Genomic DNA, 10,936 nt, shown 5'->3' with positions numbered 1-10,936 from the left:
CGAGCACGCCGGCGGGAAAGTACCCGGCCTCGTCGACGAGGGTCGTTCCGGTTCCGGTGAGCGGCCTCCAGCGATAGTCGGTCCACTCGCTCGTGAGCACCAGGTGCACGCCCACGTCGAGGTCGGGGCGCGATGCCGCGAAGGCCAGCGCCTCGGGCGCCCACGCGCACGGCACCATCAGCGTCGTCGAGTCGATGCGCCCGGCATCCAGCAGCCCGGTGATCGCCGTGTTGGCCGCATGACACATGCCGAAGTCGTCGGCGTTGAGGATCACGCCTCGTGCGCCCGGCGCGAGTCCGAGGCGATCCGCCAGATCCGAGGTCATCGTCGGCCCCGTTCCGAGCCGGGAAGAAGCCCCGCGAACACGGTCGCACGAAGGGCGGATGCTGCCTCTCCGATCGCCCCGACGAGCGGCGCCTCGGGCCCGAACGACGACACGAGCAGTCGGAGCGGCAGCTGAGGGGCGAGCTCGTCGGCGACCGTGGCGGCCCCCTCGACGAGCGCGGGGTGCGCCGCGGTGCCGCCGAGGATGAACGCCTCGGGGTCGAGCACGAGAGCGATGCTCCCGGCGACGAGCGTGAGGCGACGCCCCATCTCTGCGGCCATCGCGATCGCGCCCGCATCACCCGCCGACGCCGCATCGAGGTGCTGATCGATCGTCTCGTCGGGGTCTCGTCCGTGGGCGAGGGCGAGGTCGCGCACGACGTCGTCGCCGAGCACCGGCGCCCCGATGGGCAGCGGCGTCTGCGGGAGGTACATGACTTCGCCCGCGACCCCCGAGAAGCCCCGGTGCAGCACGCCGTCGATGACGATGCCGGCGCCGAGTCCGTCGTCGAGCAGCAGCAGGGCGAAGCTGCTGAGCTCGGCGCCCGTGCCTTCGGTGAGTTCGGCGAGGGCGGCGAGGTTCACGTCGTTCTCGATGCGCACCGGGCAGCCGAGCTGCGCCGACAGCGCGCACTTGAACGCCCCACCGTCGGGTCCCTGATCGTCGCGGATGCCGCCGTCGGCCGTGACGATGCCGGGGATGCCGACGACCGCCAGGTGCAGGGGTCCGTTCACCGTGCGCTGACAGGCTGCGACGAGATCGACGATGTGCTGCACCCGGTCGCCGCGCGTCGGGAAGGGCGCGTGGCTCTCGGCGCGCACGATGCCGGTCGGGTCGACGAGCACGACGTGCGCGGCATGCATGTCGACGTGCACGGCGGCGGCGAAGCCGAGGTGCGGATGCAGCGCGACACGGCCCGCGGCCGGCCCCCGGGTGTCGCGATCGACACCCGCCGAGGCGACGGCGGCCGAGCTCTCGAGCATCCGGAGCACCTGCGTCACCGCCGTGCGTGACAGGCCCGTCTCGCTCACGAGTTCAGCTCTCGTGAGCGGACCTCGTCGGGCGAGAGTCTCGAGGATCGCGCGCCCGTTGAGCGTGCGAAGCAGGGACTGCGGCCCCGCGAGTGGTCGTGCCAAGCTGATCCCCCCGGATTCGACGTGGCCCCAGCCTGACATATCGCGTCATACCTGTCGAGGATCCGCCCGTGGATGCGAGCGGTGCGGCCGCCCTCAGTCGAGAGCCGACATCACGTGCTTGATGCGCGTGTAGTCGTCGAAGCCGTACTGCGAGAGATCCTTGCCGTAGCCGGAGTGCTTGAACCCTCCGTGGGGCATGTCCGACACGAACGGGATGTGAGTGTTGATCCACACGCACCCGAAGTCGAGGTCTCGCGAGAAGCGCATCGCCCTGGCGTGATCCGTGGTCCATACCGACGAGGCCAGTGCGTAGGGCACGTCGTTCGCCATCTCGAGCGCCTGCTCTTCGGTGTCGAACGACTGCACGGTCAGCACCGGGCCGAAGATCTCGCCCTGCACGGCCTCGTCGTCCTGATGCAGACCCGACACGATCGTCGCCTCGAAGAAGTAGCCCGCATCTCCCTGGCGCGAGCCCCCGGTCTCGATCGTGGCGTGCGCAGGCAGACGGTCGACGAAGCCCTGCACCTGGGCGAGCTGCGCGGCGCTGCTGAGCGGCCCATAGAGCACCCCTTCTTCGTGCGGGGCGCCCGTGCGGGCATCCGTCTTCGCCTTCTCGACCAGCGCGGCGACGAACTCGTCGTGCACCGACGAGTGCACCAGCACGCGGGTCGCCGCCGTGCAGTCCTGCCCCGCATTGAAGAAGGCGCCGCTGACGATGCCGGATGCCGCCTTGTCGAGGTTCGCATCGGCGAAGACGATCGCGGGAGCCTTGCCGCCGAGCTCGAGATGCACGCGCTTGACGTCGTTCGCCGCCGAGCGGGCGACCGCCATTCCTGCGCGCACCGAACCCGTGATCGCTACCATCTGCGGCGTCGGATGCTCGACCAGAGCCACCCCGGTGTCGCGGTCGCCCAGCACCACGTTGAGCGTGCCGGCGGGCGTGTGCAGCGCGACGATCTCGGCGAGCAGGAGCGTCGTCAGCGGCGTCGATTCGGCGGGCTTCAGCACGACCGTGTTGCCTGCGGCGAGCGCGGGCGCGATCTTCCACACCGCCATGTTGAGCGGGTAGTTCCAGGGCGTGACCTGACCGATCACGCCGATCGGCTCGCGGCGCACGAACGACGTGTGTCCGGCGAGGTACTCCCCCGCTGCGCGCCCCTCGAGGCTGCGGGCGGCACCCGCGAAGAACCGCAGCTGGTCGATCGACTGCAGGATCTCGTCGGTCACGAGGCTCGCGCGCGGCTTGCCGGTGTCTTTCGACTCGAGGTCGGCGAACTCCTCGGCGCGCGCCTGCATCTCGTCCGCGATGCGGAACAGCGCCAGCTGGCGATCGGCCGGCGTCGTGTCACGCCAAATCGGGAAGGCGGCGGATGCGGCGGCGTACGCGGCATCCACATCAGAGGTGTCGGAGACGGGCAGCTCTCCGTAGGTCTCCTCGGTCACGGGGTCGATCAGCGGCATCCGCCCCTGCCCTGTCACGGGTGCGTACCGGCCGCCGATGAAGTTCTGCAGGAGTTCTGTCGCCATGACCGCCATGCTAGCCATAAGACTGCGAATACAGAAGACTCGCCTGAATCAGACGATGGAATCAGTTGCTTCGGCGGGGTGATCCTGTCAATATCGACACATGAGCGCCACAGCGAAGCAGCCCGTACTCGACGACATCTCGAAGCGGATCGTCGAGCTGCTGCAGGAGGACGGCCGCCGTCCCTATGCCGAGATCGGTCGCGAGGTCGGCCTCAGCGAAGCTGCGGCCCGACAGCGCGTCCAGAGGATGACCGAGGCGGGCATCATCCAGATCGTCGCGGTGACCGACCCGATGCAGCTCGGCTTCAACCGCATGTCGATGATCGGCATCCGCGTGACCGGCGACCCGCGGCTCATCGCCGAAGAGCTGACGAAGATCACCGAGCTCGCCTATGTCGTCGTCACGCTCGGCACCTTCGACATCCTCGTCGAGGCCGTGTGCGAGAGCGACACCCACCTGCTCGACCTGATCGCGACGCGCATCCGCACGATCCCGGGCATCACGCACACCGAGAGCCTGCTGTACGCGGGTCTCTACAAAGACCTCTACAACTGGGGCACGCGCTGAGGCGCGGGTCCGGAAACCAGGAGCACATCATGGGAACCACGGTCTTCGAACGTCGCCGCCCCGCGGACGCCGTGATCGACGCCTCGCTGCGCGACACGGCTCTCAGCGTGTTCTGGCTCGATGACGCCGAGCGCGTCTCGCATCCCGCACTCACCGAGAGCATCACGGCCGACCTCGCCATCGTCGGCGGCGGGTATGCCGGGCTCTGGACCGCCGTGCGTGCCAAGGAGCGCGATCCGCAGCGACGTGTCGTGCTGCTCGAGGCGTCGCGCATCGCGTGGGCGGCATCCGGCCGCAACGGCGGATTCTGCGAGGCGAGCCTCACGCACGGACACGAGAACGGCCTCACCCGCTGGCCCGACGAGATCGAGCGCCTCGAAAAGCTGGGCATCGAGAACCTCGACGGCATCGAAGAGACCGTGAAGAGGTACGACATGGATGTCGACTTCGAACGCACCGGCCAGCTGGCCGTCGCCGTCGAGCCGCACCAGGTCGAATGGCTGCGCGAAGAGGAAGGGTTCCTCGACCGCGAGGCCGTGCAGGCCGAGGTGCACTCCGACACGTTCCTCGCCGGGGCGTGGGAACGCGACGCATGCGCCCTCGTGCACCCTGCGAAGCTCGGTCTCGAACTCGCTCGCGTCGCCGTCGAACTCGGGGTCGAGATCTACGAGCACTCGCTCGTGCGCGAGGTCATCGGAGAGGGATCGAGTGCGATCACGCTCGTCACCCGCGACGGCGGGCAGGTCAGGGCGGATGCCGTGGCTCTCGCCACCAACGTCTTCCCCTCGCTGCTCAAGCGCAACCGACTCATGACCGTTCCGGTCTATGACTACGTGCTCATGACCGAGCCGCTGACCGACGAGCAGCTGGCGTCGATCGGGTGGTCGAACCGCCAGGGTCTCGCCGACAGCGCCAACCAGTTCCACTACTACCGACTCACGGCCGACAACCGCATCCTGTTCGGCGGATACGACGCGGTCTACCATTTCGGCGGCAAGGTGCGCCCCGAGTACGAGGACCGCGCCGAGAGTCACCGCAAGCTCGCCTCGCACTTCTTCACGCCGTTCCCGCAGCTCGAGGGCCTGAGGTTCACACACCGCTGGGCCGGGGCGATCGATTCGTCGAGCCGGTTCTGCGCGTTCTTCGGCACCGCACGCAAGGGGCGCGTGACGTACGCGACCGGGTTCACTGGCCTCGGCGTCGGCGCCGCCCGCTTCGCCGCCGACGTCATGCTCGACAAGCTGTCTGGCGAGCCGACCGAGCGCACCGAGCTCGCCATGGTGCGTGAGAAGCCGATCCCCTTCCCGCCGGAGCCCGTCGCCTCGATCGGCGTCAACCTCGTGCGCGCGGCGATGAACCAGGCCGATCACAACGAGGGCAAGCGCAACCTGTTCCTGAAGACCCTGGACGCCGTCGGCATGGGGTTCGATTCGTGAGCGAGCTCACTGCGGGAACCGGAGTGGCTGCCGCGGCGCTGCCGCTCGCGCACGAACCGCTGCCTGCGGATGACGTCGTCATCGGTCGCCCGACGACGGCGGTGCATGCGCTCGCGACGCTCGGTGAGGTCGAGGTCGGCATCTGGGAGATGACGCCGGGCACGGCATCCGATGTCGAGGTCGACGAGGTCTTCGTGGTGCTCGCAGGCCACGCCCGGATCGAGTTCGTCGAGCCGGCGCTGCCCGCGATCGAGGTCGACCCCGGGTCGGTCGTGCGCCTGGCCGCGGGACAGCGCACCGTGTGGACGGTCACCGAGACGCTGCGCAAGATCTACATCGCCTGACGCGCGCTTCGATCCACTTCTCGACCCGATCTCGGACAGTTTCTCGCCCTGCGGACATGTTCAGGGCAAAGGCAATCGAGAGGGAGTCAGAATGAACGAGATCGAACTGGACGCGCTGCTGAGAGAAGCGGCGCCGATCGTCACCGTCCCGAACGACCTGACTGAGCGCCGAACCGCTGTGCTCGCGAAGGGGCGCAAGCGCCAAGGCCGGGCGCGCGTCGGCATCGCGGGCGCCGTGGCCTCCGTTCTTCTGCTGGGCGGCGGAACGATGGCAGTCGCCGGGGGCGATCACATGACGCCGTGGGGATGGATGGCAGACAACTCGTTCACCATCGAACGGCCGGCCGGAGGGAACTGCTTCGTCGGGATGCGCATCGAATGGGACGGGGTGGCTGAAGACGACCCGATGGTGCAGGACGCCAAGACGATTCTCAACTCGATCGAACTGCAGAGCCTCGACATCGCTGACGTTCTCGCCGAAGCGCGCACGAGCAACGAGAACGCCCCGGCGATCAGCAAGCAGACCGAAGACGAGCTCAGGATGCAGGCGATGTTCAGCGTCGCGTCAGAGATGACGTTCGACGAACTCATCGCTCGCGGATACGAGATGCGCGTCGGCCACGAGGTCTCAATCTCCGCCGAGAGCACCGCCTGCCGATGAGTGCCAGGAAGGACTCCGACACCCGCCTCGAAGTCGCGCTGGTCGCGAGCGAGACGGATCTCGCTCGCTACTTCCGTCGCCGCCTCTGGAGCGCTGCTGATGCGGATGATGCCTTTGGCGAGTTCCTGCTCACTGCGTGGAAGAGTCGACGCAAGACACCCGACTCTCCGGCTGACGCCCGACTCTGGCTTTTCGGGGTCGCGCGGAACGTGCTGATGAACTCACGGCGAGCAGTCATGCGCCGCAAGAACGCCGACGACAGAATCGAGTCGTCGATGCCTCGCTCGCCTCTGCCGGCCGATACAGACGAGGCGCTCGACGTGCGGGCGGCCATCGCGACGCTCGATCCCGACGCGGCGGAACTCGTGCGACTGATCTACTGGGACGGGCTGCGCTCGCACGAGGCAGCACGCGTCCTCGGGATCAACCCATCGACCGCACGCTCCCGACTCTCCGAAGCCAGACGACGTCTGCGCATCGCGCTGGACGACGGCGACGACCGCGTACCGGTCGGACGGCCACGTTCTCCGGCGCCGTTGCGGGAAGCGAGCGAGCGTGGTTGATCCGGCAGGGGCGACGGAGAACCCGGACCTCAGGCGCTCGCTGGCGCCTCCGCCGTCGCCGCAACGACCGGCTTCTCATCCGCACCCTTGATCACCCAGTAGACGACCGCCACAGCCAGGATTCCGATCACCGGGGTCAGGAACGCGGCCCATGCGGTGCCGAGCGGGGCGAAGCCGACCGCGAACACCGAGACATCCCAGAGCCCGTGCAGCGCCATGGCCCAGATGAGCGACCCGGTCACCCGACGCACGATGTAGAAGCACGTACCCGAAATTGCGGCGATCACGACCTGTCCGAGGGTCGGCACGACGGGGGCTCCGAGTGCAGCGTTGATGATGTGCATTCCGCCGAAGAGGGCGGAGGTGAGCAGCCACACCCACACCTCGGAGAGGCGTGAGCGGAGGGCGGTGAGCAGGAGTCCTCGCGACATCAGCTCTTCGCAGAATCCGACGGCGAGCCCGAGGGCGAGCAGTGACAGCAGGAATGAGGCGTCGAACTTCGACCAGTCGGTGTTGAAGAGGTTAGCCACCGCGACGACGAGCATGATCGCGGGCACGAAGATCGGCCACTTGTGGTGCGAGCGCCTGCGCTCGAAGAGCGCGGGCCTCCACCACCCCAGAAGCCACGTCGTGATGGCAAGCAGCACGGCGCCGACCGCGAGGTCGAGCACCGCTCCTCGCCAGGTGAACTCGGCCGAGGTGCCGATCTCGGTGTACGCCACCCCGCTCAGTTTCGACACGACGAAGATGACCGCGACGTAGCCGACATAGATCGCGAGGCCGATCCAGACCCGAGGGGTGACGCGCATGAGGTTGTGCCTTCCGTCGGCGAGCTCGTTCCGATCACCCAACATATCGGTGCACGACGGAGACGGTGAAGCCGGATCGACCACCATCTTCGCGTTCGCCACCATCAGCTACGTACGGTCCGCATCGAGGACGATACCGAGCCTGCCGGCGACATCACGAGACCGCCTACGAGCGTCGTCTGCTGTGCGCGCGAGGCCGGGCAGGTCTTCCGGGCGGAAGTACCAGGTCGACCGGTCGCCAGGGGAGACATATCGTTCCTCGTCGGTGAGCTGCGCGTCGGCGCGGGCCTTCCGGAGATCGGCCTCGGCACGATCTCGCTCGTCGAAGACCTGCGACGCGAGCGCGAGGTCACGGGCGGGCAAATCCGCCGGGGCGCCAGCCGCCACAAGGGGATGGATCAGCACGGACGGCAAGGGCTTCGCGGCGGGAGCGGCCGGTATCCGGCGCGAAGCGATGACCGCGGTCACCAGCGCACCCAGGACGAACAGCAGTGCGACAGCGATGGCCGCGTCTCGAACCGGCAGCCGAAGCGCCGCGACCACCGCGACGGCCACGGCCGAGAGCAGGAGACCGCCGGCGATCGGGACGAGACACCCCCTCGCATCCCTCCTGCCACGGGCGACGCGCACTCGCCGATGGCTCTCGATGATCGCCGACGCGTCGGTGCCGCTGTCGGGCGGTACGAGGTGCAGCTGATCCGGGCTCGTCCGGATCGCCGCAGCGTCGGCGGCCGGCAGGAGGAAGCAATCCGAGCGGTCGGAGGAGATCGGCACCGAACCATCCTCTCGCGCCATGACCCCGCAGCGAGGCCCCGGTGATGCTGCGATCAGCATCACCGCTCCCAACGGATCATCGTGGGACTGAGCGCGGCCCTCGTGCTGGGGACGCTGATCGCAATGTTGGCTACGCCGCCTCCCCTGAGCGAGTACCCACTGCCGGAGTGGGACCGCGCTTGAGGCCGGCCCAACGGCAGAGAACGCCGACAACCTCGCCCGCCACCGAATCTCAGAGCGCGGCGAGCAGCGTCTCGACGGCTCGGCGCACCCGTGCGGTGCGCACCTCGTCGGGGTTGAAGTCGCCCATGAAGACGTTGCCGAGGGCGGCCGAGAGGGTGCCGTCGGCGACGAGCTCGCACGTCGCCGCATCCGCCTTCGGGTACTCGGCTGCAGCGAGTTCGGCCAGCGTGGTGCGCGTGCGCCCGTACGACTCGGTGAGCACCTCGGCGATCGGCGGGTTGGTGCGCGAGAGCTCGACGAACCCGAGGACCACCGCGTTCTCGGTGTCTGATCGGGTGAACTCCTCGCCGAACAGGTAGTCGAGTGCGTCGGTGAAGGTCACCAGGGTCGACGGCAGGATCGTCAGGGTGCCGGTCTCATCGGCGAACACGTGCCGCGCGGTGTCGGCGAGCAGCTGATCGCGATTGCCGACGAAGTGGCGCACGTGCCCCCGCGACATTCCTGCGGCTTCCGCGATGCGGTCGAGTGACGTACCGGCGATGCCGTGTTCGGCCACGGTCTGCAACGTGGCTTCGATGATCTGGTCGCGGCGTTCTGCGGCCACGGTCGGACGTGCCATCGGTCCCCCCTTTTCCCTGCATCAGCAGGATACATAGATGTTACAAGTTTTTAGTCTAGTCAGACTTGACTATTAACTGGGGCGGACTTACGTTGTGATTCATCGAGCTGCGCGATCGCCCGCACAGCCGAGGTCACGAGGGAGAGACATGACCAGCTACACCCGCATCCCGGCAGAGCCCGAGAGCGATCTCGCACGCCCCGCCCGCGTCCGGATGCGCGATGGAGTGCTGCTCGCGGCCGACGTCTACCTCCCCGCGGCCGGAGGCGAGAGCGCCGGCGACACCATCCTCATCCGTCTGCCGTATGACAAGAGCGGCAGCTACACCTACATCCCCCTGATCGCCGAGTACCTCATGGCTCACGGCTACCGCGTCGTCGCCCAGGATGTACGGGGCAAGTTCCGCTCCGAGGGCGAGGCGCTGCTCTTCGTCAACGAGGTGCGCGACGGCGAGGACACCCTCGACTGGATCGTGCAGCAGCCCTGGTCGAACGGCCGGGTGGCGATGTGGGGCGACAGCTACTACGGCTACACGCAGTGGGCGGCCGCCGCGAGCGGGCACCCCGCCCTCAAGGCGATCGCGCCCCGCGTCACCGGCACTCGCCTCGGCGAGCCGGTGCACAAGACACCCGGCGAGCGCACGTCCGATGTCGAGTGGGCCATCACGTACCTCTACCCGGTCAGCCACTTCCACGGCAACGACACCTACATGTGGGAGCCCGACTGGACGCGACGCGACTTCGCGGCACAGGTCGAGGAGTTCCTCGTCGAAGCGGGCGAGCGCTCGATCTCGTACGACCAGTGGTACCCGCGCCCTGTGCACCTGCCCCGCTTCCCTCTCGGCTCGCCCTTCGCCGCCCGCTCGGTGCCGGCGCTGCAGACGATCGGCTGGTGGGACAACTGCTCGCCCCTGTCATGGGCCGACGTCGCCGACATCGCGAAGAACCCGGCGTGGGCCGCGCACCACCACCTCCGCATCGAATCGATCGACCACGAGGGCTACGAGCTGCTCAGCGACCCGGCCGACCGCGTCGCCGAGCGCACCGACGAGCAGCTCCGCGCGCTCCTCCCCCGCACGCTCGATCCGACGCTCGAGTTCTTCGAGGTGTACCTGCGCGGCAACGGCGCTCCCGCCGACATCCCCGCCGTGCGGTGGAATCTCGCCGGAACGAACGAAGAACGAACGGATGCGGTGTGGCCGCCCGCCGGCATCCGCACCCTCGCACTCGTCGCGACCGCCGAGGGAGAGCTGAAGACGGATGCTGCAGCGCAGCCGACCGAGCTGACGTGGACCCACGACCCCGACGACCTCGTTCCGTCGAGCGCCGAGGATGCCTTCTCGTTCCTCCTCGAGCTTCCCGATGAGGCCCCGATCGGCGCCCGCGACGACGTGCTCGTCTTCACGTCTTCTGCGCTCGCGAGCGATGTCGACCTTGCCGGCCCCGTGAGCGCCACCGCGACCGTCCGCTCGGACGGCCCCGTGATGGATCTGTTCGTCCGACTCCTCGACGTCGCACCAGACGGCACCGCGCTGCGCATCGCCCGCGGGCAGCGTCAGGTCACCGATGCCACAGAGCCCGCGACGCTCGACCTCGACCTCGGTCAGGTCGGATACCGGCTGCGCGCCGGCCACCGCCTGCGCGTGCACGTGTCGAGCAGCGACTACCCCGAGTTCGTGCCGCAGACCGGCACGGGCGCCGACCCCTGGGCCTGGGGTCCGACGGCATCGAACCTGCAGCACCTCACGATCGGTGGGCCCGAGGGTCTCACGATCCACCTTCCCGTCCTTGATGTAGACCTGTCCTGACCGATCCCACCGCTCTGCCCGAGCCGATCCTCGAGTACGCCTTCGAGATCCGCGTCGACGTCGCCACCGACATCCATCTCGGCCGCGGCCCGCACGAGGTGCTCGCCTTCACCCCCATCACCGGCGGCACCGTCGACGGTCCGCTGCTGCGCGGCACCGTGATCGCCGGCGGCGGCGACTGGTC

General features: G+C 68.5%; 13 protein-coding genes. 7 read left to right on the top strand and 6 right to left on the bottom strand.

Annotation, left to right across the window (positions count from 1 at the left end; genetic code table 11):
* From J7E68_RS02670 to J7E68_RS02660, 3 genes are all read right to left on the bottom strand, one after another.
* A partial coding sequence (locus tag J7E68_RS02670; RefSeq protein ID WP_215169613.1) for a ChbG/HpnK family deacetylase occupies positions 1 to 325 on the bottom strand: 325 nt, incomplete at its 3' end.
* The gene (locus tag J7E68_RS02665) at positions 322 to 1,461 is read right to left on the bottom strand and encodes an ROK family transcriptional regulator (RefSeq protein WP_215169611.1); all 1,140 of its coding nucleotides are present in this window, start codon (positions 1,459 to 1,461) and stop codon (positions 322 to 324) included. The genes J7E68_RS02665 and J7E68_RS02670, both read right to left, overlap by 4 nt.
* Positions 1,462 to 1,554: 93 nt before the next feature.
* A complete protein-coding gene (locus tag J7E68_RS02660) occupies positions 1,555 to 2,988 on the bottom strand; it encodes a gamma-aminobutyraldehyde dehydrogenase (protein ID WP_215169609.1) in 1,434 nt (477 codons plus the stop codon).
* Between the two features lie 100 nt (positions 2,989 to 3,088).
* Here J7E68_RS02660 and J7E68_RS02655 point away from each other — a divergent pair, with 100 nt between their 5' ends.
* The 5 genes from J7E68_RS02655 (at position 3,089) to J7E68_RS02635 (ending at position 6,560) form a co-directional block, all read left to right on the top strand.
* The gene (locus J7E68_RS02655; protein ID WP_140038142.1) at positions 3,089 to 3,556 is read left to right on the top strand and encodes an Lrp/AsnC family transcriptional regulator; all 468 of its coding nucleotides are present in this window, start codon (positions 3,089 to 3,091) and stop codon (positions 3,554 to 3,556) included.
* Positions 3,557 to 3,585: 29 nt separating this feature from the next.
* A complete protein-coding gene (locus J7E68_RS02650) occupies positions 3,586 to 4,992 on the top strand; it encodes an FAD-dependent oxidoreductase (RefSeq protein ID WP_215169607.1) in 1,407 nt (468 codons plus the stop codon).
* Complete coding sequence (locus J7E68_RS02645) at positions 4,989 to 5,336, top strand: cupin domain-containing protein (RefSeq protein WP_215169604.1); 348 nt, start codon at positions 4,989 to 4,991, stop codon at positions 5,334 to 5,336. The genes J7E68_RS02650 and J7E68_RS02645 overlap by 4 nt, the downstream gene beginning before the upstream one ends.
* Before the next feature lie 91 nt (positions 5,337 to 5,427).
* On the top strand, positions 5,428 to 5,997 hold the full coding sequence (locus J7E68_RS02640; protein ID WP_215169602.1) for a hypothetical protein: 570 nt from the start codon (positions 5,428 to 5,430) through the stop codon (positions 5,995 to 5,997).
* On the top strand, positions 5,994 to 6,560 hold the full coding sequence (locus J7E68_RS02635) for a sigma-70 family RNA polymerase sigma factor (RefSeq protein WP_215169600.1): 567 nt from the start codon (positions 5,994 to 5,996) through the stop codon (positions 6,558 to 6,560). The genes J7E68_RS02640 and J7E68_RS02635 overlap by 4 nt, the downstream gene beginning before the upstream one ends.
* Positions 6,561 to 6,589: 29 nt before the next feature.
* On the opposite strand, the gene J7E68_RS02630 is transcribed toward J7E68_RS02635, so the two are convergent.
* The 3 genes from J7E68_RS02630 to J7E68_RS02620 form a co-directional block, all read right to left on the bottom strand.
* Positions 6,590 to 7,369: a CPBP family intramembrane glutamic endopeptidase gene (locus J7E68_RS02630; protein ID WP_251048557.1), complete on the bottom strand. Its 780-nt coding sequence runs from the start codon at positions 7,367 to 7,369 to the stop codon at positions 6,590 to 6,592.
* Positions 7,370 to 7,477: 108 nt separating this feature from the next.
* Positions 7,478 to 8,143 (bottom strand): hypothetical protein, encoded by a 666-nt coding sequence (locus tag J7E68_RS02625; RefSeq protein WP_215169598.1) that lies wholly within the window; start codon positions 8,141 to 8,143, stop codon positions 7,478 to 7,480.
* A gap of 232 nt (positions 8,144 to 8,375) precedes the next feature.
* On the bottom strand, positions 8,376 to 8,945 hold the full coding sequence (locus J7E68_RS02620; RefSeq protein WP_215169596.1) for a TetR/AcrR family transcriptional regulator: 570 nt from the start codon (positions 8,943 to 8,945) through the stop codon (positions 8,376 to 8,378).
* Positions 8,946 to 9,093: 148 nt separating this feature from the next.
* Between J7E68_RS02620 and J7E68_RS02615 the strand changes: the two genes are divergently transcribed.
* Complete coding sequence (locus J7E68_RS02615; RefSeq protein ID WP_215169594.1) at positions 9,094 to 10,752, top strand: CocE/NonD family hydrolase; 1,659 nt, start codon at positions 9,094 to 9,096, stop codon at positions 10,750 to 10,752.
* On the top strand, positions 10,749 to 10,936 hold a 188-nt coding region (locus J7E68_RS02610), incomplete at its 3' end, for a DUF3237 family protein (protein WP_215169615.1). The genes J7E68_RS02615 and J7E68_RS02610, both read left to right, overlap by 4 nt.

The organism is Microbacterium sp. ISL-103 (assembly GCF_018613995.1).
Lineage (GTDB): Bacteria > Actinomycetota > Actinomycetes > Actinomycetales > Microbacteriaceae > Microbacterium.
This window is presented reverse-complemented; position numbering and strand designations above follow the sequence as displayed.

Excerpts from the sequence above, each read along its gene's own strand:
- J7E68_RS02660 (WP_215169609.1), bottom strand. The coding sequence starts at position 2,988 with ATGGCGACAGAACTCCTGCAGAACTTCATCGGCGGCCGGTACGCACCC.
- J7E68_RS02655 (WP_140038142.1), top strand. The coding sequence starts at position 3,089 with ATGAGCGCCACAGCGAAGCAGCCCGTACTCGACGACATCTCGAAGCGG.
- J7E68_RS02650 (WP_215169607.1), top strand. The coding sequence starts at position 3,586 with ATGGGAACCACGGTCTTCGAACGTCGCCGCCCCGCGGACGCCGTGATC.
- J7E68_RS02640 (WP_215169602.1), top strand. The coding sequence starts at position 5,428 with ATGAACGAGATCGAACTGGACGCGCTGCTGAGAGAAGCGGCGCCGATC.
- J7E68_RS02635 (WP_215169600.1), top strand. The coding sequence starts at position 5,994 with ATGAGTGCCAGGAAGGACTCCGACACCCGCCTCGAAGTCGCGCTGGTC.
- J7E68_RS02630 (WP_251048557.1), bottom strand. The coding sequence starts at position 7,369 with ATGCGCGTCACCCCTCGGGTCTGGATCGGCCTCGCGATCTATGTCGGC.
- J7E68_RS02620 (WP_215169596.1), bottom strand. The coding sequence starts at position 8,945 with ATGGCACGTCCGACCGTGGCCGCAGAACGCCGCGACCAGATCATCGAA.
- J7E68_RS02615 (WP_215169594.1), top strand. The coding sequence starts at position 9,094 with ATGACCAGCTACACCCGCATCCCGGCAGAGCCCGAGAGCGATCTCGCA.